Annotated in this window: 22 protein-coding genes, 1 tRNA gene and 1 pseudogene; 10 read left to right on the forward strand and 14 right to left on the reverse strand. The window is 43.2% G+C overall.

The window, feature by feature from the left end; translation table 11 throughout:
* Positions 1-16 precede the first annotated feature (16 nt).
* The 3 genes from E0H77_RS13985 to E0H77_RS06625 are packed head-to-tail and all read right to left on the reverse strand — an operon-like array spanning position 17 to position 2,780.
* Positions 17-367 carry a restriction endonuclease subunit S gene (locus E0H77_RS13985; protein ID WP_213073556.1) on the reverse strand — a complete coding sequence of 117 codons (351 nt, stop codon included), beginning with the start codon at positions 365-367 and terminating at the stop codon, positions 17-19.
* Entirely contained in the window at positions 349-1,233 is an 885-nt protein-coding gene (locus E0H77_RS06620) for a restriction endonuclease subunit S (protein WP_213073557.1), read from the reverse strand. The genes E0H77_RS13985 and E0H77_RS06620 overlap by 19 nt, the downstream gene beginning before the upstream one ends.
* A complete protein-coding gene (locus tag E0H77_RS06625) occupies positions 1,230-2,780 on the reverse strand; it encodes a type I restriction-modification system subunit M (protein WP_131376054.1) in 1,551 nt (516 codons plus the stop codon). The genes E0H77_RS06620 and E0H77_RS06625 overlap by 4 nt, the downstream gene beginning before the upstream one ends.
* Before the next feature lie 601 nt (positions 2,781-3,381).
* On the opposite strand from E0H77_RS06625, the gene E0H77_RS06630 reads away from it, so the two are divergent.
* On the forward strand, positions 3,382-3,846 hold the full coding sequence (locus E0H77_RS06630; RefSeq protein ID WP_131376057.1) for a hypothetical protein: 465 nt from the start codon (positions 3,382-3,384) through the stop codon (positions 3,844-3,846).
* Positions 3,847-4,467: 621 nt separating this feature from the next.
* Here E0H77_RS06630 and E0H77_RS06635 read toward each other — a convergent pair.
* Positions 4,468-5,058, reverse strand: a pseudogene (locus tag E0H77_RS06635) (recombinase family protein); the annotation flags it as partial.
* A gap of 566 nt (positions 5,059-5,624) precedes the next feature.
* Here E0H77_RS06635 and E0H77_RS06640 point away from each other — a divergent pair.
* Together E0H77_RS06640 and E0H77_RS06645 are read left to right on the forward strand one after the other, a co-directional pair.
* Positions 5,625-6,251, forward strand: a complete 627-nt coding sequence (locus E0H77_RS06640; RefSeq protein ID WP_131376063.1) for a hypothetical protein — start codon at positions 5,625-5,627, stop codon at positions 6,249-6,251.
* Positions 6,252-6,350: 99 nt separating this feature from the next.
* The gene (locus tag E0H77_RS06645) at positions 6,351-6,614 is read left to right on the forward strand and encodes a hypothetical protein (protein WP_131376066.1); all 264 of its coding nucleotides are present in this window, start codon (positions 6,351-6,353) and stop codon (positions 6,612-6,614) included.
* Between the two features lie 45 nt (positions 6,615-6,659).
* On the opposite strand, the gene E0H77_RS06650 is transcribed toward E0H77_RS06645, so the two are convergent.
* Both E0H77_RS06650 and E0H77_RS06655 read right to left on the reverse strand, forming a co-directional pair.
* Positions 6,660-7,955, reverse strand: a complete 1,296-nt coding sequence (locus E0H77_RS06650) for a tyrosine-type recombinase/integrase (protein WP_131376069.1) — start codon at positions 7,953-7,955, stop codon at positions 6,660-6,662.
* 187 nt (positions 7,956-8,142) lie between these two features.
* A tRNA-Leu gene (locus E0H77_RS06655) sits at positions 8,143-8,229 on the reverse strand.
* Between the two features lie 181 nt (positions 8,230-8,410).
* Here E0H77_RS06655 and queA point away from each other — a divergent pair.
* The 3 genes from queA to E0H77_RS06670 all read left to right on the forward strand — a co-directional run bounded on the left by queA (position 8,411) and on the right by E0H77_RS06670 (position 11,172).
* Entirely contained in the window at positions 8,411-9,442 is a 1,032-nt protein-coding gene (queA, locus tag E0H77_RS06660) for a tRNA preQ1(34) S-adenosylmethionine ribosyltransferase-isomerase QueA (RefSeq protein ID WP_131376072.1), read from the forward strand.
* A 106-nt stretch (positions 9,443-9,548) separates the two neighbouring features.
* Positions 9,549-10,583 (forward strand): hypothetical protein, encoded by a 1,035-nt coding sequence (locus E0H77_RS06665; RefSeq protein WP_131376075.1) that lies wholly within the window; start codon positions 9,549-9,551, stop codon positions 10,581-10,583.
* 19 nt (positions 10,584-10,602) lie between these two features.
* Complete coding sequence (locus E0H77_RS06670; RefSeq protein ID WP_131376078.1) at positions 10,603-11,172, forward strand: LemA family protein; 570 nt, start codon at positions 10,603-10,605, stop codon at positions 11,170-11,172.
* A 29-nt stretch (positions 11,173-11,201) separates the two neighbouring features.
* Here E0H77_RS06670 and E0H77_RS06675 read toward each other — a convergent pair whose 3' ends face one another.
* Positions 11,202-12,131, reverse strand: coding sequence for a sensor domain-containing diguanylate cyclase (locus tag E0H77_RS06675; protein ID WP_131376082.1), 930 nt, complete (start codon positions 12,129-12,131; stop codon positions 11,202-11,204).
* Positions 12,132-12,432: 301 nt separating this feature from the next.
* Between E0H77_RS06675 and tgt the strand changes: the two genes are divergently transcribed.
* The 4 genes from tgt (at position 12,433) to secF (ending at position 16,905) form a co-directional block, all read left to right on the forward strand.
* Positions 12,433-13,563: a tRNA guanosine(34) transglycosylase Tgt gene (tgt, locus tag E0H77_RS06680; protein ID WP_131376085.1), complete on the forward strand. Its 1,131-nt coding sequence runs from the start codon at positions 12,433-12,435 to the stop codon at positions 13,561-13,563.
* 82 nt (positions 13,564-13,645) lie between these two features.
* Entirely contained in the window at positions 13,646-13,975 is a 330-nt protein-coding gene (gene yajC, locus E0H77_RS06685) for a preprotein translocase subunit YajC (RefSeq protein WP_131313644.1), read from the forward strand.
* 54 nt (positions 13,976-14,029) lie between these two features.
* Positions 14,030-15,931, forward strand: coding sequence for a protein translocase subunit SecD (secD, locus tag E0H77_RS06690; protein ID WP_131376087.1), 1,902 nt, complete (start codon positions 14,030-14,032; stop codon positions 15,929-15,931).
* 8 nt (positions 15,932-15,939) lie between these two features.
* Positions 15,940-16,905: a protein translocase subunit SecF gene (secF, locus tag E0H77_RS06695; RefSeq protein ID WP_131313646.1), complete on the forward strand. Its 966-nt coding sequence runs from the start codon at positions 15,940-15,942 to the stop codon at positions 16,903-16,905.
* A gap of 56 nt (positions 16,906-16,961) precedes the next feature.
* Here the strand turns inward: secF and E0H77_RS06700 are convergent, their stop codons facing one another.
* Genes E0H77_RS06700 through E0H77_RS06730 form a run of 7 tightly spaced genes read right to left on the reverse strand, consistent with a single transcriptional unit; the run spans position 16,962 to position 22,177 of the window.
* The gene (locus tag E0H77_RS06700; protein ID WP_131376090.1) at positions 16,962-17,594 is read right to left on the reverse strand and encodes a 4'-phosphopantetheinyl transferase family protein; all 633 of its coding nucleotides are present in this window, start codon (positions 17,592-17,594) and stop codon (positions 16,962-16,964) included.
* Positions 17,595-17,615: 21 nt separating this feature from the next.
* Positions 17,616-18,047 (reverse strand): excinuclease, encoded by a 432-nt coding sequence (locus tag E0H77_RS06705; RefSeq protein ID WP_131376093.1) that lies wholly within the window; start codon positions 18,045-18,047, stop codon positions 17,616-17,618.
* A 12-nt stretch (positions 18,048-18,059) separates the two neighbouring features.
* A complete protein-coding gene (locus E0H77_RS06710; protein WP_131376096.1) occupies positions 18,060-19,283 on the reverse strand; it encodes a beta-ketoacyl-ACP synthase in 1,224 nt (407 codons plus the stop codon).
* Positions 19,283-20,008, reverse strand: coding sequence for a 3-ketoacyl-ACP reductase FabG2 (locus tag E0H77_RS06715; RefSeq protein WP_131376098.1), 726 nt, complete (start codon positions 20,006-20,008; stop codon positions 19,283-19,285). Before E0H77_RS06715 ends, E0H77_RS06710 begins: the two co-directional genes overlap by 1 nt.
* Positions 20,009-20,013: 5 nt before the next feature.
* The gene (locus tag E0H77_RS06720; RefSeq protein WP_131376101.1) at positions 20,014-20,445 is read right to left on the reverse strand and encodes a hotdog family protein; all 432 of its coding nucleotides are present in this window, start codon (positions 20,443-20,445) and stop codon (positions 20,014-20,016) included.
* Entirely contained in the window at positions 20,442-21,641 is a 1,200-nt protein-coding gene (locus E0H77_RS06725) for a beta-ketoacyl-ACP synthase (protein WP_131376104.1), read from the reverse strand. Before E0H77_RS06725 ends, E0H77_RS06720 begins: the two co-directional genes overlap by 4 nt.
* A complete protein-coding gene (locus tag E0H77_RS06730; protein ID WP_131376106.1) occupies positions 21,641-22,177 on the reverse strand; it encodes a DUF3261 domain-containing protein in 537 nt (178 codons plus the stop codon). Before E0H77_RS06730 ends, E0H77_RS06725 begins: the two co-directional genes overlap by 1 nt.
* Position 22,178 lies beyond the last annotated feature (1 nt).

Genomic DNA, 22,178 nt, shown 5'->3' on the forward strand with positions numbered 1-22,178 from the left:
GGCTTCACCTTTTCTACTATACAGTTTCGTCTTCGTAATGCACTCGCACTTCACCACTCATCAGTTTAGGAAGCAATGAGTCTCGTAGCTTTTCGAGGGTTTGGATTTGCTCGACATTGTTTAGCTTCTTTTCAAATAATGGAGCGATCTCAGACTCAAACTGAGTAATAAAATCCATTGGTGGAAGCTTAATCTCGACATCCTCAAATGTTCTAGTAGTGATGGTGTCAAACACACTTCCATAAGCTGCTGCTGACAGCTCATCAACGATATAAGCCAATAGCAAGTATACGAAGTAATAGTGAGTATGCCCTTTAGGGATAATCCCATAATTGGACTGACTAAACGTCATTGGTCTAGATAACATTGCATACTTGCATACTTGCCTACTGTACCTCTCGCACTAATGACAGAGGCTAACTTAGGTAACAGCTTCGTTGAACTTTTCTGTAAACCAAGTTCTGTAATAGATTTCTCTGCACTAACAATAAAGCCTTGGTGAGCATTCGCTATATCGCCACCTGAAAGCCAAAGAATATCCCCATCCCAATAGTCAGCTTCAGATGTTTTAGGTGTACCACCACCAACTAATAAGAATACGTCCAGTACTTTAGTTTCGTTCCAATCATCTTTCGCTTCCTCAATAAACCACTGACGGAAGAGTGTTTCAGCCATGGCTTCCAAGGTCTTGTTCTGACGATGCAGCAGGTCAATTTTGTCATCAAGCGATGAAAGGACAGAAGCTATGGCTTTTTGTTCGGAGAGAGGTGGTAAATAGAAACTAAAGTCCTTAATTTGTGAGGCACTAATATGTGGTACAGCTGTACCAGTCTCAATAGAGCAAACATATTCAGTAAAGCTTTTTGAACCTATCACATATCTTAAAAACTGCTGACTCAAGGTTTCTTTAGCTCTTAAACATGCTACCCGTTGAACGAGCAAGCAAGGTAGGTCTTGACTTGAAATAATAGAGTACTTCAGCCCTGCCTCAATCCAAGGACGATCCATTGCCAATATTACATCCTCTTTTTCTAGGAAGTAATTTTGCTCACGAATGTCATCGGTAAGCTTCCAGCGTTTTGCATTTTCCCATCGTAAATAGCCTTGTGCTATGTTGTCACCTCGAAGAAGTTTGATATCTTCTTCAGAGTCTGAATAGTCCTTACTCTTAAAAGGAAAACCAGTTAACAGAATTACTTGTTCTCCAAGGGTTGTCTCAAACCACTCACTCATACCACCACCTTCGCCAAATTCTCAGCAATGGCTTGGTTTAGCTTTGCTTCCTCAGTAAGCTGTGCTTCAAACTCTGCCTTCAGACTTGTAAAGCGTTCCTTAAAGTCGAACTCGTCTTCATCATCTGCCAAACCAACATAACGCCCTGGTGTGAGTACATAGTCCAGCTCAGCTACTTTCTCCAATGACACAGAAGCACAGAAGCCAGCAACATCTTCATACTCACCGCCTTTATTGCGCCAGTTGTGGTAAGTATCAGTAATCAGTTGTAGGTCTTCATCAGACAGTACTTTGGTTCTGCGGTTAATTAGGTGACCGAGGTTACGAGCATCAATGAATAGAATCTCATTACTACGGTCTTGATACTGAGTCGAACCTACACGATCACGGCGCATAAACCATAAAGCAGCAGGAATCTGGGTATTCAGGAATAGCTTGGCAGGCAGATTCACAATACAGTCGATGACATTGGCATCATTAACCAAGGCTTTACGAATCTCACCTTCACCACTGGTTTTAGAGGTAAGCGCACCTTTTGCCAATACAACCCCAGCCTGACCCTTTGGTGACATATGGTACAGGAAATGCTGCATCCAAGCGAAGTTAGCATTACCTGCTGGTGGTGTACCGAGTGACCAGCGAGCATCACCCACAAGCTGCTCACCACTCCAGTCCGACACGTTAAATGGTGGGTTAGCAATGATGTAGTCGGCTTTCAGGTCTTTGTGTGCATCATTCAGGAATGAACCTTCAGAGTTCCACTTCACATGCTCAGAGTTAATACCACGAATCGCCAAGTTCATCTTAGCCAGTCGCCATGTGGTCTGGTTGCTCTCTTGACCATAAATCGAAATGTCATCAATTAAGCCTTGATGTGACTCAACGAACTTCTCAGACTGAACGAACATACCGCCCGAACCACAACACGGGTCGAAGACACGCCCCTTGTATGGCTCTAACATTTGAACCAGTAAACCAACGATAGACTTCGGTGTATAGAACTGCCCACCCTGTTTACCTTCAGCTAAAGCAAACTCCCCAAGGAAGTACTCGAATACATGCCCTAAAACATCGGCAGAGCGAGATTTAGCATCACCTAGAGCAATGTTACCAATCAGGTCAATCAGTTCACCTAGGCTCGTAGGATCGAGATTCTGGCGTGCATAAACTTTAGGGAGTACACCTTTAAGCTGAGGGTTCTCAGTCTCAATGGCTTCCATTGCTGCATCGACAGTAACCCCAATAGTTGGTTGCTTGGCTTGTTCCAATAAGTATGACCAACGTGCAATCTCAGGTACAAAGAACACGTTATACGCCGTGTATTCATCACGGTCTTCTGGATCTGCACCTTCAAACTCTCCCTCACCTGAAACCAGTAAATTGTAGTGTGCTTCAAATGAGTCCGAGATGTATTTCAGAAAGATCAAACCAAGGACTACATGCTTGTACTCTGCAGCATCAATGTTTTTGCGAAGTTTATCTGCTGCTTTCCAAAGGATAACTTCTAACGGCTCTTGCTTGGTTTCTTTCTTTGGAGAACGTGCCATGGTAAATCCTTATAGTAAAAGTAACTATGCTTTTACTCTGTGTTGTTATTCAGACCACACCATTAAGGTGTAGTCAAAAATGGATAAATGAATGGTGCAAAGAATACCTCGAAATTACTCTCAATGGGAGTAAGTTAAATAGCAACTTCCTTACTAGTGAAGGATATAGTGTTGTATTAATAGCATATCGCCTAAGTATTGCTATTAGCCCCCTAAATGATCACATTAGAGTATCGGATGGCCTATCTATATATCTTTGTGTCAGCTTCAGGTTAGCTAAACAAGGTTGGAGACATGTTATGTCTCCAACCTTTAGCTAACCCTTGCAATATCCCTTAGCTGGGGCCCCGTAGTTGCTTACCCCCATAATAAGGAGACACGACGTAGGAGTGGCGACGAATTTATGGGGGTAAGTGACTATGGGCAGCTTATATAAAACACTCAATAACACACACATACAGACTATAATTATACTATATAGTCAATTTAACGCATATCAATCAATAAGTTACATTAATATAAAGTTCACATAAAGAACTCACATTACAATATAAGTCCCAAATAAGAACTTATCTTCGCATTATCTAGGCTTACTTCAATCATGTTACTCAGCAATCAAAATACCTTTTTACCAATTAATCTCAATAGTGGTGACGAACTTGTTGCAAGTGTCACCAAGAAACGCCAACACCATGTTCCACCTTATTTTGCTATTGGCCGTTCTACTTTTATGAACTATCGATTGGAAGATGGGTCACAAAAAGTTGTTGAAGGTTTCAACATGACATCCATCTTAAGAGACCTATCTGCTAATGCAACATGGTTATTTTGGACACTAGTAATGGAGCGTGACCTTAACACCAATATAGCCCAATTCACACCTATTGGTATATCTGAGAAAAATAAGGTCAAGAAAGGTTATAAAGAGCTAGAAGAAGCTAAATTAATCATACGAGTTAAACGCCAGACTTACTTAATCAACCCCAAAGCAATCCTACCTAAATTTCAAGATTTCGCCCAAGTATATGCTCACTGGACTGATCTGATTAAGCAAAAGAAACCATAAAGGTATAGGGTGCCTATAGGAACCATTAGAATCAACCATAAGGTATCGGTAGCAGCTTTTTTGGGGTTTCACCTTAGGGAGAATACTCTATATAAAAAACCCTTTTAGCAAGCCATACATGCATACCGAATAAGCCCCTCACCTAAACCTCCAGTTCCTTACAAAGGTCTAGCCCTGCACTTCTTATAGCATTTCACCACTCACTGACGCTCGTGGATCATGCTATCGAAGTGCAAGGCTAAAGAGAGCCTTAATTCACTTGTACAAAGCCACCCCAACCCTAATGCTATGGTTTGATTAAACCAATACACTGATGTACATAAAGGAGTATTTTACTTAGAGTAAGCATCCTTTTTAGGAATGCCCTCCCTGGGGGGTATTCGAGCTATGGGGGTGTTCATTTGGAAGAACATGCACTCGTACTAACTTGAGATAAATCCCCAAAACTTTTCGATCTCCCTACTTAGAGTCATGTTCCTATGCTGAAAGCATAGAGAACATGCTCTCAGTAGGGGGACAAATTAATCACTCAGCTTGAAGTGACTTTGCTTGTGCGATAGATGCCTTTAAGCGAGCTTCATTCACTGGGTTACTCAGTAAGTACTCGGTTTCATTCTTAGCAGCTACACGATAGACCGTAGCAACCCCACAACCAACGGCGTTGGCAACCTCCTCTTTAGTCATTGTGTTCAGTGCCAGGAGCTCTTTAATACGCTTATGCTTGGCTTGATTGGCTTTCTTACCTGTTGGTTTATAATCTGACCTAGCTAACCCCTGTTTAATGCGCTCTATGCGCTTCTCATTATCCAGCCTGGCCATTGTTGCCAGTAGATCGATCAGCATGTTGTTCAGTACACTGAGTATCGAAGACGTTGTAGCGTCATTCACTTGGATTAACTGATGAGTAGTTGGTAAGTCTGCAACGATCAATCTCAACCCTTTGGCTTTAATACGATCCTTAAGGACCTCGAAGTCATCTTGGGTTAAACGAGACAAACGATCCACTGATTCAACCAGTAGAGCATCGCCATGATTGGCTTCTTCTAAGAGTCTATTAAGTTCAGGTCGATCAAGCCTAGTACCTGAGTAGTTCTCAATATAAGAGATCACCCCACCCAGCTTGAGTCTATGGTTTAAATCGAGTAAGTCATTCAAGGCACGTTCAGCGTCTTGGCCCTTGGTTGAGGCTCTCAAGTAAATACGAGTAGTCATGGCTTCTATCTTTTAGTCATTGTTATTCAAGTACTATGATAATACTATCCTTTAACTAACAAGTTAAGTCTATCGATAGATTCATAAGAAAATCTCGGAGTGAACCATTTGAGTATAGTCCAGTGACAGGCAATTATTTTGCAAGAGGCTCACCCAAGGCACAGGATGTGCCAAGCTCATCAATATTCATTCACTTATCTAAGGAGAATCAATAAAAGCTATTGTTGAGACGATAGCAAGAGTCCTGTACAACACAGCCCCTCTCACATTTACTCTCACCAAAGTGTCTTCCTCGTATCAGAAGGGACATCCATAGCAATACTCAGTTAAGCAACTTTATAAGGGTTATAGTCAGATTTAAGCCTATTAAATTATGCATTGATACATCAACCATGCCACCTGTATTCTTTAGGAAACCAAGGCATTACAGACATGCTTACTTACTCACCCACTCAATCACTTAAGCAACCACGTACTCAAGTAAGTACATGATTAAATTGAATTATTTTGACTTATTCCTTATTTTACCTCATAGTTTCATGCATCTCTAATTTCGAGTCCAATGAATGCATAACCTACCCACATTTAAACTTCCAGCGCTCTATACTCTTGCTCTTATGCAAATGGCTCAACTTACAGGTAAAACCCCCGAAGCCTTACTCATTGAAAGCTTAAACTCATCATTCAACCTGCATAAGACCATAAATCAACTAGAATCTCGAGCCACAGAAAATCAAACAGTTCCTATCTATTCATCACAACTCAACATCATACCAACAGGCTCATCATATGGTATTTTGCTTGAGCTAGATAATGAATACTGGTTAAAGAATAAGCCATATACTAGCTTAGCGTTAGCACTCAAAGGCATCAAAGAATATGAGCAATTGGGATATACTCAACTCAGTAATTGGATTGCACTAAGCGGTGAATATCCCGTAATCACCTTAAAGAATAACAAAGGAAGAGCGCACTTGTGGTTAGGTCAAGATACAGCTTGCCGAATGTGGAGTACTTCCAGTATGAAACAGAGTAATGCCTATAAACTCACAACCAAGTTATCAGATGAACCCTACTGCACAATGTGTGTTAAAAACTATGCAAAGATAGCAAACCCCAAAGTGCAATTAGTTTTCGATGAGCAAAACAAACTAATCAGCCCCTTAACTCCAAACAAAGATGCCATATTTTAATGCGAGTGAATATACAGGCTCGTACATCCGATTTGGTATGGCCTTTCAAATACCACTAAAATAGGGAACCCTATATAACCATCAACACGGATGTTGAATATGATTGCCCTTTTAGAAACCAATATAGCCCCTGAAATCGTATCAAATGTTATTGATCGTATTAGCCTCACAGGACCTTTCCGAAAAGACGATGCTAAATCCACTTTCTTCGTTTCACCTCGCCTACATCGCAAACTTGACTTAGTCTGTGAATGTACTGGATTGACACGACAAGAAATTTACACCAAAGCTTTACGCGATTATCTGAACGGCAATTATTTAAAGGACATTGACCCTGAACTATTCAAAACCAATGTAATGTAAGCTTAGCCCCCTCTTTTTAAGGGGGCTTTACTTTGATAAGACTTACTACTTGGTATTGGTTAAGCTGCTTCTAGTAACATATTCATAAGGTGATACATAACCTCTACCCTCAATGTCTATTAAATACTGGCTCCACCACTGCATCATGCGCTTGCGCTCATACAAGTATTCAGCGACATGAGTATATGCCCCCACAATATCATTCCTCTCCTGATGGCTCATCTGCTTCTCAATTGCATCACGCTGAAATAGACCACACTCCCCCAAAGCTGAACGAGCCATAGCTCTAAAACCATGGAAACAGACTTCTTTCTGGGTGTCATAACCCATTCGTCTCAATGCAGCATTAAAGGTATTTTCACTCAGAAATGCTGCGCCGTTATAAGAGCTAGGAAAAACCAACTCCGAGCTACCGCCCAAGTTCTTTACCTGACACAATATTTCCACAGCTTGGTTAGATAGCGGGACTATATGAGGCTCTCTCATTTTGGCTCCACGATCCGAGTGCTTAATCCCATTTAGATGGGTTCTCTTACCAGGCAATACCCATTGCTTCTTCACCAAGTCAATTTCACTCCACCGTGCAAACCGAAGCTCTGAGGAACGAATGAAGATATGCAGACTCAGCTCTAGACATAACCTAGTCAGCACATAGCCAGTATCTGCTTTGATTCGTCGTATCAGCTCTGGAAGCTTCTGTAGAGGCAATGCTGGTCTATGGTTCTTGGGTGCTGATAGATCAAGGCTTTCCATTTCCCTTGCATGGTTTACTTCAATATAACCATACTGGACTGCATAACTAAAAATAAGGACAAGGTCTGCTCGAATACGCTGAGCATTATCAGCACTCTTCTCATAAATTTGGTTTAAGGCGAGCCTCAAGTCTTTAGGACGTATATCAGCAATTGAATAACGCCCCAACAAAGGAAATAGGTGATTCTCTAGTTTACGAATACGCTTATGTTTGGTGTGTTCTTCTAATGGTTTCCGCTTAGCGTATTGTTCGAGCCAAGTTCTAGAAATCAGCTCTAATGAGTTATCAATCTTAGGAGCATATTCTCCCTTACCGAGGATCTCGTCTAATTCCTTTCCCTCAGCAATAGCACGCCTGTAGCCCATTCGCTTTTCACGAGCCAAAGCTAAAGTCATTTCAGGGAATATACCCAGCTTCAGTTTATGGACTCTTCCAAAGTCATCCTTGAAGCGAAGCATCCACGTTTTTGCACCTGAAGGACGAATTACCAAATAAAGCCCTTCCCCATCAAATAAGTTGTACTCCTTATCTTTGGGTTTTGCTTTTTCAATTTGAGATGCTGTTAATGGTTTAATTGTTCTAGCCATGAGATTCCATACCGAGTACCCAATCAAAATTCAGGTACTCATGCAGGTACTCATTTTCTGCCACGACCACCCATTTTGTGGCTTATGAAATCTCTAAGAGATGGACTAGAAAACGATGTAATTCATTGTTTTTAGGCAATAAAAAAGCCCTTAAGTCTGATTGTGCTTAAGGGCTTTTCGTTTCATCTGGTCCCGAGGGTCGGACTCGAACCGACACGTTCTCTCGAACAGTGGATTTTGAGTCCACCGCGTCTACCAATTTCACCACCTCGGGATTAAGTATGGCTGGTTTACGCTGTGTATATTATCGTATTTTAAAAATGTGTCAACGCCATTTCCGCACCATTGCTCACTTTTAAAACAAACAGTTGATACACTGGTGTTTTTTTCAGCAAAATCGACCATAAAACGAAAAAAGTTTATACTAGCCCTAATCTATTTCCCAGATTTTGGCTATGCAACTCTCTGACTTTAACTTCGAACTCCCAGATCATCTGATTGCCCGTTACCCACTTCAGTCACGTACTTCATCACGTTTATTGCATTTACATGCCGATGGACAATATCAAGATCACTGCTTTACCGATATTTTAGAACTGTTCAATCCTGGCGATTTAATGATTCTAAATGACACCAAAGTCATGAAAGCCCGCCTGAAAGGCAAACGTGCTACTGGCGGAGCGGTTGAGGTGTTGGTTGAACGCATGCAAGATCAATTTATTGCGCATTGCCATATTAAAGCCAGCAACTCACCTAAAGCAGGTGCAGAGCTGTTTATCGGTGCAGATGAAGTCAAAGTGACGGTTCAAGGACGTCATGAAAACTTATTTATTGTAGAATTTTCTCAGCCGATCCTCACCGTACTAGATCGTTATGGTCAGTTACCGATTCCACCATACTTTAACCGTGAAGCTGAGGCGATTGATACTGAACGCTATCAAACCGTGTTTCATGACCCTGAAAAGCTGGCCAGTGTTGCTGCGCCAACAGCAAGCCTGCACTTTGACCAGCAGCTTTTGACTGAGCTAGAGAAAAAAGGGATACAAAAAAGTTTTGTGACCCTACATGTGGGTGCAGGTACGTTCCTGCCTGTACGTACCGACAATATCGAAAACCATATTATGCACAGTGAATGGTGCGATGTACCTCAGCACACCGTTGATCTGATTCGTGAAACGCAAGCTCGTGGCAATAAAGTCATTGCGGTGGGAACCACTGCAACCCGTGCCCTTGAAAGTTCGGCTCAAGCCCATGGTGGAAAAATTGGCGCGTGGACAGGCGATACACAAATCTTTATTTATCCTGGGTATCAGTTCTGTGTAGTGGATCGTTTAATTACTAACTTCCACTTACCTGAGTCAACATTACTCATGTTAGTTTCAGCACTCTCGAATCAAGAGAATATTTTAAATGCCTACCAACATGCGGTAAAACAGCAATACCGCTTCTTTAGTTATGGCGATGCCATGCTGATTGACCGTGCATAACTTTTCAAACAACCTTTAAAAGGCTACCTCAAGTAGCCTTTTTTTATAGATTACAAAAACATAAAGAATGGTTAAAATAACGCTATTCAATTTAAGTTGTATCACCATGCCCATGGATGCCATTCAGCAAATCCTGCATATTCAGCGTAAGAAAAATCAGCAAGTCATGCGCAATGTGGCGCGCCTGTGGGATATTGGACAGAAAGCTCAAACGCCTGATGAACTGCTGGATGCGTTACATCCTTGGGGTGAAGACCGCGATTTACGCTTTTATAATGTATTGCCCATGTTTTTGGTGATTGCCAGTGTTCTGGTGCTGTTTTTTGGCGGTTTACTACATCATTATTTTCCATTTTTCTTTAGTTTGCTGATCAGTGCGGCGTTGGGTTTTTGGGCATACCTGATTCATGAAAGCCAAGACCCGATTAATGAAGTCATTCAGTATTTGCGAGAGCGTATGCTCAGCCTACGTTACGATTTACACTTTCATCAATTGCCTGACAACTTTACTAACCCGAGCAGAACCTTTTCAGTAATGTCAGTAATGTCGCAGCTCAAAGCACTATTTCCAATGTTTTCCAAAGGTACAGAAGTCAATCGACTGGATTACTTTGCATCAACTACATGGCTGCATGACGGACAACGCTATCCTGTGATTATTTTTCAATATGATTATGTGATTGAGGTTGCAACCACCACCCAGCGCGGCGAGCGTAATGTGATTCGAAAAATCAACAAACGGCAATGGGGTGCGTTTATCTTTGATGCACCTGTACTGGGGTTAGCGATTAGCAATAAGGGCAATGATTTTTTCCCGCCTTATATCCAAGAATGGGAAACCAGTGATATTCAGACCAACCGAAAACTGGATATTTATGGCTGCGATGCACATGAGACTGCCAAACATATCACTCCGAGTTTCACATTAAAACTGTATGATTTTTTTGAAAAATTTACAGGTGATTTACTGTTTCACCCACGTGAAAGTATTGTATGTTATTTAGGGGAACAGGACTTATTTCGACTACAAAGCAAACAGATCGAGATTCAAGATATTTCTCACTTACGCGGGCATCTAAGAACGCTGGGCATGCTGGAATACGATTTGTTCAAAGAGCATATGCTCAAACTATTATCATAATTTTTATAGGATTTTATTCATGTTTGGCTTTATTGTCTTTTTCGGTTTTTTTATTCTGCTGATCGTTTGGGGCATCATGATCCGCAATAATATTGTGCGTTATCTGAATGCAACGCAACGTTCATGGGCAGAAGTGGCGAACTTTGAGCTACAGAAAGTCAAAACACTGGATCATCTTGAACAAACCCTGACTCAATATACTCATTTTGAAAAAAGTACGCTGGAAAAAGTGACTGAACTACGCCAACAGATCATGAATTTGAATCTGCATCATACTGACACCTCACATTTACAGCATATTGAACAACTCAACCAAGAATTGATCCGCAATCTAAATCTTGTGGTTGAAAACTATCCTGAACTCAAAGCCGACCAGCTATACAGTCAAATGATGCAGGAAATTCACGAACAAAATGAAAATATCAGTGCGGCAATTAGTATTTTTAACCGCAATGTGGAAGCCTTCAACAACCAGATTGAAGTCTTCCCGAATAATATGATTAACACGATAACGTTGTCGAAAAAACCAATTCGCCCGTTTCGTGATCCAATTATGAATCAGTCGTATAGCTACCGCCCCAACTTTTAACATCAGCACAATGATGAGCTGTCTGGTAATCAGAGCGAATAATATCGAACTTGATTTCGACCTTGATCTTTGGCCAGATACAATAGTTCATCGGCTGAACGGATAAAGCTTTCGACTGTTAAATATTGCTGAGTTTGTCCATGGGTATTCACCCCGATACTGACCGTAATTTTAGGGGTTTTGGGCGCACTCATCAGCGGAATTTCAATCTGATTGACAGCTTTTCTAAAATGCTCAGCCAACTGAATTGCTTCTTCCTGTGAGGTTTCTGGCAAAAGTACCACAAACTCCTCACCACCAAAGCGTGCCACAAAATCATAGGCTCGGTTAAACATTTGTTTTAATAACTGTGCCACTGCAATCAGGCAATGATCGCCTTGCAAGTGACCATGTTCATCGTTGTATTTTTTAAAATGATCAATATCAATAAACAGAATCGAAAGTGGTCTCTGGTTGCACTGTGCTCGTTTAAATTCTTGGTGCAAACGTTCTTTTAAGGCTTGTCGATTAGAAACTTGCGTTAAAGGGTCTTGTAATAAAAGCTCCTGATTGCGCTTATTGAGTTGTTCGAGCTCTAGTTCAAGTCGTTTACGTTCCGAAATATCAAACATAAACCCGATCAGTGCCATGGTTTTGTTATTTTCACGAAGCACATGCACGACATCACGAATCCAGACATAATCACCCTTTTGATTGAGCGCCCGATAATCAGCTTCATAATCTGTTCCTTTATTAGATAAGGCGATACACATATTGATTGTAGGCTCCCGATCATCAGGATGCATGCGATCAATCCAGTCCTGGGCTGTTTTACAGCTATCTGGCGACCAGCCTAAAATGTCTTCAATTTGTGGGCCAATATAGCTAAACTCCTTGGTGTTCCAATCCATTTTCCAGGGAATCGCTTTGGTTGTCTCAACCAGTGCTTTATAAAATTGCCATTCTTTTTGTTCATTCATATAATCTTCATCCTGTAATTTTTATATAAGAACAATCTATAATTTTTAGAAGTGTATGCTTATTGATTAAAAATTAATCAACAATATTTAATAAAAAACGCAACAAATCATTGCAGTCATAGAGTGCAAATCATTTACATTTTCAATCCTCATCCATGATGATTTTTCTTCATATTTTATGGGTGAATTTAACAGTTCCATACATCACAAAACTGGCGTTTATATACAGAATCAGGGAGAATAGCCCTCTTTTAGCTTGAACAATCAGCGAACTGTTTTTTCGCCTTGATTTGGATGTTATATGAAGTTTGAGAAGTTAACTCAGTCGGGTCGCGCCCGTCGTGGCCGTTTAAACTTGGAACACGGTGTTGTTGAGACACCTGTGTTTATGCCTGTGGGTACTTACGGCACAGTCAAAGGCATGTTGCCGCGTGACATTGAAGAAATTCAAGCCCAAATTATTTTAGGCAACACCTTTCATTTGTATTTACGCCCAGGCCTAGAAGTGATTAAAGCTCACGGTGGCTTACATGACTTTATTAAATGGAATAAACCGATTCTGACTGACTCGGGCGGTTTTCAGGTGTTTAGTCTAGGTGCAATGCGCAAAATTAAAGAAGAAGGTGTCACCTTCCGTTCACCGATTGATGGTTCAAAAGTGTTTTTATCGCCTGAAATTTCGATGGAAATTCAGCACACTTTAAACTCCGACATTGTCATGATTTTTGATGAATGTACCCCTTACCCTGCCACACATGACGAAGCGCAAAAATCACTTCAGTTGTCACTGCGCTGGGCAAAGCGTTGCAAAACCCATCATCATGATGAACTGAACAACAAAAATGCCTTATTCGGTATTATTCAGGGTGGCATGTACGAAGACCTACGCGATGAATCTTTAAACGGTCTTTTAGAGATTGATTTCGATGGTTATGCCATTGGTGGTCTATCTGTCGGTGAACCAAAAGAAGAAATGATTAAAGTACTGGATTATCTGCCAAACAAAATGCCAGCAGATAAACCACGTTACTTAATGGGTGTCGGTAAACCTGAAGATATCGTTGAGGCGGTGCGCCGTGGTGTCGATATGTTTGACTGCGTCATGCCAACCCGTAATGCACGTAATGGGCATTATTTTGTCACTGATGGTTTGGTCCGTATTCGTAACAGTAAATACCGTCATGACCAAAGCCCACTTGACCCGCACTGTGACTGTTATACTTGTCAAAACTTTACCCGTGCTTATTTGTTCCATTTAGAAAAATGCGGAGAAATGCTGGCATCAATGTTGGGTACTATTCATAACCTTCGCTATTACCAACGCTTGACTCAAGCCATGCGAGATGCACTCGATGCAGGTACTTTTGATGCCTTTGTCGAAGACTTCTATCAGCGTCGTGGTTTAGAGGTTCCAGCTTGCCCAGCCGACTAATTCGCAATATTTGCGCTAGAGAGCAAGACAAGGTAAATTGCTCAAATAAGTCAGTAAATTTTATTTTTATTAGGAAACACAAATGAGTCTGTTTATTTCTACAGCGTATGCCGCAGACGGCGCCGCACAACAACCTAGCATGATTGCCAATGTGGGTATGATCATCGTATTTGTTGCGATTTTCTATTTCTTGATCTGGCGTCCACAATCTAAACGTGCCAAAGAACACCGCACTCTGGTTGAAAGTCTAGGTGTAGGTAGCGAAGTGGTTTTTGCGGGTGGTTTGATGGGACGCATCCTCAAACTCGAAGGTGATTATGCTGTTGTTGAGCTTAGCCGTGGCAATGAAATCAAGATTCAACGTGCAAGTGTCGTTTCAGTATTACCAGAAGGCACTCTAAATAGTCTTTAATTTCCTCCTTAAGTCGTGCAATCGCACGGCTTTCTCATTTTAAGAAGATAGCAAATGCGTTACCCTGCATGGAAATATTTGCTGATTATCGTGGTTTTGATTATCAGTACATTATACGCACTGCCAAGCTTATACCCAGATGAACCAGCGGTTCAGATTTCAGGGGCGAAGGCTGGTACCAACATTGACCAGTCGGTCTTGCAAAAAGCAGAGCAAATTTTAAAAAGCCAAAATATTGCCAGTCATGACAACAGCTTTACCAACAATGCTGCCTTGCTGCGTGTCTCAAACTCAGATGCCCAGTTAAAAGCCAAAGATGTGTTGCGTCAGGCGCTTGGCGACCAATACGTTGTTGCCTTAAACCTTGCACCAACCACACCAGCATGGTTACAAAAAATTGGCGCCAAGCCAATGAAACTGGGTCTGGACTTGCGTGGTGGGGTTCACTTCCTGCTTGAAGTGGACATGGACAAAGCGTTATCTCAACGTATGGAAACCTCGGCAACTGATTTGCGACGTCAACTTCATGATAACAAACTGAAATTTAATAACCTTGCAATCAATAGCAACGTGATTAGCATTCAGTTTGCCAACAATGATGACCGCGATGCAGCCACTAGTTTCTTGCGTCGCAATAACACGGACTACACCTTGCAAGCATTGGCAACAGATACAGGTTCAACACTGAACTTGACCTATAGCGATGCGAAAAAACAAGAAATCCAGTCTTATGCAATCAACCAGAACTTAACGACGTTACGTAACCGTATTAATGAACTCGGTGTAGCAGAAGCCGTTGTTCAAAGCCAAGGCAATAACCGTATTGTGGTGGAATTGCCTGGTGTTCAGGATACTGCTGAAGCGAAACGTGTTTTGGGTCGTACTGCTAACTTGGAATTCCGTTTGGTCTCAGACCAGAATGATCAATATATTGATCCGTATTTAGGTAAATATAATGGTCAGCCATTACCTCCAGGTACAGAACTGTTTGCTTACCAGTCTTTAGACAGTGGTCGTCAGTTATTGCTTAACCGTAACCGTATCTTAACTGGTGAGCGAGTTCAAAATGCGACTTCTGGTTTGAGCCAAGACACAGGCGGTGCTGAGGTGAACATTACCCTCGACAGTGCAGGTGGTAAACTGATGTCGGATGCAACCCGCAGTGCTGTGGGTAAACGTATGGCAGTATTGTTTATTGAAAATAAACAAAAAATTGCTTACGTGAAAGATCCGAAAACAGGTGCACAAACCGAAGTTCGTACACCATATACTGAATCTGTAGTGATTAACGCAGCAACAGTACAACAAGTTTTGGGTTCACAATTCCGTATTACGGGTTTAAGTTCACCACAGGAAGCTTCTGAGCTTGCCTTGATGCTACGCGCAGGTGCTCTTGCAGCGCCAATGTACTTTGTTGAAGAGCGTGTGGTGGGCCCAAGCCTTGGTCAAGAAAATATCGACAAAGGGATTCTATCGACTGAAGTCGGTTTTATTCTGGTTGCGATCTGGATGGTGGTGTTCTTCCGTGTCTTTGGTGTGATTGCCAACTTTGCACTGGTGATTAACATTGCCATGATTCTTACGGTAATGTCTTGGATTGGCGCATCGCTGTCACTTCCAGGTATTGCCGGGATCATTATTACCATTGGTATGGCGGTGGATGCCAACGTCTTGATCTGTGAGCGGATTCGAGAAGAAATCAAATGGGGAGCTTCGCCCAAACAAGCCATTGTGGCGGGTTATGAGCGTGCCTATAACACCATTTTCGACTCAAACTTGACCACATTTATTGTTGCATTCATTTTGTTTGCCATCGGTTCTGGCCCAATCAAAAGCTTTGCGGTCACGCATATGATCGGTATTGTCTGCTCAATGTTCACGTCGATTACTGTGACCCGTGCCATTGTGCAGTTAATTTATGGCAAAAGCCGTGACTTGAAAAAGTTGAGCATTTAAGGAGATCGATGATGACCAATGTGACTCAACCTAAATCAAAACAATACGGTCGCCCTGACAATGAACGCATTATTGGCTTTATGAAGATCAGCAAACCTGCTGCCTTCGCGTCAATTTTAATTACCATTGCCAGTATCTTCTTTATTGCCTTTCGTGGTCTAAACTTAGGTTTAGACTTTACAGGCGGTATTGCTGCGGAAGTAACCTATCAGAAAGCCGTTGACCAAGATCAGGTGGTGAAATCACTTGAATCGGCAGGTTTTGAACATGCCGTGGTACAAACCCTCGGCAGTAATACGGATTTGTTGATTCGTATGCCTGTGCAAAAAGTCAAAGTAGATGACCTGAGCAATACTTTGGCAAAAGCCGTACAAGTGCCAAATAACACAGCAACCCTGCACAAAGTCGACTCTGTCGGTGGTCAAGTAGGGAATGAGCTGTATGTACGCTCTGCGGGTGCGGTCGCACTTGCACTGGTACTGATGCTGATTTATGTGACCATTCGCTTTGAGTTCAAACTGGCAGTCGGTGCGATTCTGTCTCTATTTCACGATATCTTGGTGATTTTAGGGGTGTTTGCACTGATGCAATGGCCGTTCGACCTGACCACTTTGGCGGCGGTACTGGCGGTAATTGGCTTCTCACTCAACGATAACATTGTGGTGTCTGACCGTATCCGTGAGAACTTCCGTAAGATTCGTGGTGCATCGCCACGCGAAGTGGTGGATATTGCACTGACAGAAACTTTGCGCCGTACTGTACATACCTCGGTAACCTTGTTACTGGTTGTCGTTGCCATGCTGGTTATGGGCGGTGAAGGTTTACGTTGGTTCTCTGTAGCCATGTTTATTGGGGTATTTGCAGGGACATATTCTTCGATTTATATCGCAACTGCCTATGCTTTGTGGCGTGGTTTGAACCGTCAGGACTTCATTGTTCAAGTGAAACCTGAATTTGAAGATGAACACAAATAATTTAGTGTTTTAGATTTACGCTTCAAAGAAAAAACAGCATCTTCGGATGCTGTTTTTTATGGCTGAATATAGCAAATATCAGGGACTATGCCTTCCCGATCTCGCCATGCGACGGTACACAGTGCATCATTCCAAATCATATGCCGATAGGCAAATTGCCCCAATTCAGAGTGCTGACAGTTACCCTGTTGCTGCCCTGCCACTGCTTGGGTATTTAAGGTATTTAAACTCAAACGGATACCCAGACCACAGGCTTTTAAAATCGCTTCCTTGGCTGTCCAGACCTGAAACCAGTATTCAGGGCTTTGTCCTGTGACTTGCCAGTACTGATATTCCTCAGGATGAAAGGCATGTTCTGCCAACGCCTGAAAACGCACCTTGCGCTGTAACGACTCAATATCCACACCGACATCTTGCACATGCCGACTCAGTGCCAAAGCATAATGCTCACGGCCATGACTATGATTAAATGCCAGTTCAGGATAATTACTTAGAAATGGTTTGCCATGCTCAGTTCTGTCAAACTGCAAATCCTGTTCAGCAAGAGTAAGCTGCCTTGCCAAAATCTGCGCACGATAGGCATAAATCAATTGTTGCTGATACTGCTTAAATGCAGCCCGACTCACAAAAGTATCGGACGGTTCTGGGGCAAGTTGGGACAGCAATTGCAAATAAATTTCAATTTTCATGTCACTGCCCCTTTCAGATTTTTAGAATTTAGCAAGATCACCTTTCAGAGCAACCCCTGCCATAGCCGTGCCTTTATGACATTCATAAGTAGTCGTGCTACGTGTTTGATTAGACTTGTAGTAACTGACAATATTGGTCACGGCATTGGCACCACTTTGTTTTGCGGCGGTTTGCAGCTGAATTAAAGCTGAACGCAATACCCAGTCACACGATTCCTCTGCCGACTTCATAAAAGCATTGGTCTTTTTGTTCGTCACTACACCTTTTTTCAGCACCTGACCGCCTGAACGTGTGCCCATCAAGTAGAATTTGACTGAGCCATCAAGTGTGCCATCGGCTATTGCGCTTTGCACTGCCTGATTAAAATTTAGATTATATACATCATCGGCAGCATGAGCAGACATACCCAACCCCATAAATAGCGCCGTAACGCATGCGATTTTTTTTATCATAGCGAGTTACCCTTATGAATAACGTTGAAAAATCAGTGAGGTATTAATCCCACCAAAAGCAAAATTATTGGTCATGATGGTCTGTGCCATCATTTGTTTTGGCTGCTGTCGAATATAATCTAATTCACCACAGAGTGGGTCAAGCTGATCAAGGTTTAAAGTCGGAATAAATTGCTGACGCAACAGCATTTCAATACTCAACCATGCTTCAATCGCGCCACACGCTCCCAAAGTATGCCCAAAATAGCTTTTTAACGAGCTAATCGGTTTATATCCCAATACCTGTGCCGTGGCTTGAGTTTCTGCCACATCGCCATGATCAGTGGCTGTGCCATGTGCATTGACATAATCAATCTGTTCAGGGCTTACCTTCGCATCTTTGAGTGCCATTTGTATACAACGCGCCATGCTTGCCTGATCGGGACGGGTCACATGCGTGCCATCGGTGTTGCTGGCATAGCCAATCATTTCGGCATAAATCTGCGCGCCACGTGCCTGAGCATGTTCTAATTCTTCCAAAATCAGACAACCTGCACCTTCACCAATCACCAGACCATCACGCTGAGCATCAAAAGGACGTGGTGCCTGTTCAGGATGTTCATTCATGCCACTGGTGGCGAGCAGCACATCAAATACGCCTGCACCTGGTGCGCTGAGTTCTTCTGCACCACCTGCCAGCATCACAGTTTGCTTGCCATATTTAATCGCTTCATACGCCTGACCAATCGACATAGAGCCTGAAGTACAGGCGCTTGAAGTTGGTAGAGATAAACCCTTAATGCCAAAATGTACGGTCATGTTGACCAGACTGGTGTGCGCCATCATGCGGATATAAGTAGTAGCATTCATCTGGCTCATATCATTGTCCAGAATCATTTTACCCATTTCGCAGACCGCATCGACACTGCCTGCCGATGAACCATAGGCAACCCCTGTGTCACCACTGCTTAAAATTGGATGATTCAGCAAGCCTGCATCTTCCAGTGCACGCTCGGCGCTAATCACCGACATCAGTGCCACACGCCCCATGCCACGCATCACTTTACGGTTAAAATGCTTAGGAATATCAAAATGATCGACTGGTGCACCCAAACGAGTACGTAAATCGGCATATTGATCCCATTCCTGCATATAGCGCACACCACTTTGACCTTGAGCAAATTTGGCAAAAATCTCATCGGCTGTTTGCCCCAGTGAGGTAATGCCTGACATGCCTGTGACCACAACCCGTTTCATCAGATCAGACCTCCATTGACCGAGATCACCTGACGGGTGATATACGCGGCATCATCTGAACATAGGAATTTCACCACACTTGCCACTTCATCGACCTGCCCCATACGCTGCATTGGAATCATTTTTAAGGCATGTTCTTTGACTTCATCCGTGACCATTTCAGTTTCAATCAACCCTGGCGCAACACAGTTCACTGTGATTTTGCGTTTTGCCAGTTCCATTGCCAGTGCTTTGGTTGCCCCAATCAGCCCTGCTTTTGCCGCACTGTAATTGACCTGTCCACGATTGCCCATAATGCCTGATACGGATGACATAGTGACGATACGCCCACCTTTTCTCAGGTGAATCATCGGCATGATCAGTGGTTTGACCACGTTATAAAAACCGTCCAGTGAGGTTGAAATCACTTCGTCCCAGTCATTGTCGGTTAAGGCTGGAAATGCGCCATCGTGGGTTAGACCTGCATTGAGGATTACCCCATAAAATGCACCGTGTTGTTCAATGTCCTGTTCCAGACATTGGCGTACCACTTCACGGTCATTTACATCGAACTGTAACGCATGACTGCTCCGTCCTAAAGCCTGAATCTGACTGACAACCGCTTCGGCATCTTGCATGCGTGAACGGGCATGTACAGTGACATCAAAGCCTGCGGCAGCTAACTGTAGTGCAATGGCACGCCCAATGCCACGGTTAGAACCCGTGACCAAAATTCGTCTGTTCATGACGCTTATTTTCCTAATTGTGGTGGTTCATGTGGCTGGTAAACACTAAGTACAGCAGAAATACAATGCTGCTCATAATGCAGTTCACATTGAAACTGTCCCAAACCTTCATGCAGATATGATTGTTGTGCCCGAATGGTCAAGATCGACCCAAGTGCAAAATGTGATACAGGCAACTGCATTTTGCGTGTACCGAGTAAATAACCAATTTTTGGCGCTTCACCGCCCTGTTGTCCATGCCGACCAGCAAAGACACTCACGGTTTGCGCCATGATTTCAATGGCAGCCCAGCTTGGCAAACCTTCCGCTTCACAAAACATCAGTTCAGGACGAATGGTCAGTTGTGTTACAGCATAGTCTTCGCCAAACTCGCTGACGGTATCGACAAACACCATGGGTGCCTGATGGGGAATAAACGCCGTTGCATCCTGAATCATGTCTGCTGCCTTGCAAAAATTAGACTAATGTTACTGCCGCCAAAGGCAAAGGAATTACTCATGGCATAATCCACGCGCTGGTTATGCTCAGGTTGCTGCACATAGTTCTGATCTGTCAGTCCAGGGTCAATCTGCCCTGCCTGATGCAGTGGTAACCAAGACTGATCGAGCAGAACTTGCTGGCAAATAAAGGCTTCAAGCGCACCTACCGCCCCCAGACAATGCCCAGTTTGATGTTTGGTGCTGCTCAAATATACTGGATGTGAGCCAAACACCTGACGCACGGCTTTAATTTCCATCGCATCATTTTGTGGAGTTGCCGTACCATGCAAATTTAAATAATCAATGTCGGATGGCTGTAAACCTGCGGCAGCCAAAGCTTGTTGCATGGCTTGCTGTGCACCGCGCCCTTCAGGATGTGGTGCAGAAATATGCCACGCATCCATCGACTCACCTGTACCCACCAGCATCACAGGGGCAGCGTCTTTGCTGAGCAAAAATAAACTGGCGGCTTCACCGATATTAATACCATCACGATCTACCCCGCATGGGCGGCAAATACTACTCGACAAACTTTCCAGACTGTTAAAACCATTTAAGGTAAGCTGACACAAGGTATCCACACCGCCGACCAACACCGCATCAGCGAGATCGGCATTGAGTAAACGCTGCCCTGCGGCAAAGGCTTTAGCGCTAGATGAACAAGCGGTGGAGATGCTATAGGCGATGCCTTCCCAGTTTAAATACTGTTTCAAGCCCTGCGCGAGGCTATTCATTTCCTGTTTCTGGTAGAAAATCGGCGCATGCGCCTGACCTACAAAATGCTGCTGTAGGACATGTTCATTATCGGCAATGCCCGAAGTCGATGTGCCGACAATCACCGCCAAACGCTGACGGGGAAACTGTGCGGTATAGGCATGCACCTGTGCTTCAATTTTCTGTAATGCCGTAATCGCCAAACGTAAATTACGTGAGTCCAAAACCTGTAACACATCAGGTAAATCCTGCTGAAATACCTCGCCTGTATAAGCACCCACCAGACAGCTTTGCGCGAGCAGCAAATCTTCGCGAGTACTCAGGCAACTTTCACGTTGGGTCAAGGCTTGGCGCACGTCATGTGCACCGACACCTAAAGCCGATAAACTGGCACTACATTGAATGCCCACTGCTGCTAAATGTTGAATCTGCACTGACATTAATTCCCTACCTGTAAAGCATCATCCATCGGGCTAAACACAATGGTGTACGGTACATGCAAATTGTCCAGTTGAATACTCTGTGCCTGCTTTTGAATGGTCAGTACATGCTGCTTGGCAATCTCGATCTGCTGGGTATCGCCCTGCTGTTTCACTTCGACCTGTGGTTGCCCTGCTTCTGCAAACTTGGGATAAGTTGCAAACAAAATATCACGTACCACAAAGTCAAATGGTAACAAGCGCATTTGCTCAATGCGCTGTTCCACCCTGACCTTTTGTCCGTCAAATTGCAGTTTAAACAACACCTGTCCTGTCAGGCTCAAACCCAGCATCGACAGGTTTTTGCCCTGCTGCTGCTGATACAACAGAAAGCTAAAACTTTGCTGTTTCCACTGCACTTCAACCTGATCTTGGCGTTGGTACTGCTGCGCTTGCCACTGTGGCGCTGCCAAAGCAGGCGCTTTAGGATAAAACGATTGGCAGGCACTCAGGCTCAATACAAGACCTAGCAGTGCAATCCGTCCGTATCTATGCATA

This window comes from Acinetobacter brisouioides (assembly GCF_004331075.1).
GTDB lineage: Bacteria > Pseudomonadota > Gammaproteobacteria > Pseudomonadales > Moraxellaceae > Acinetobacter.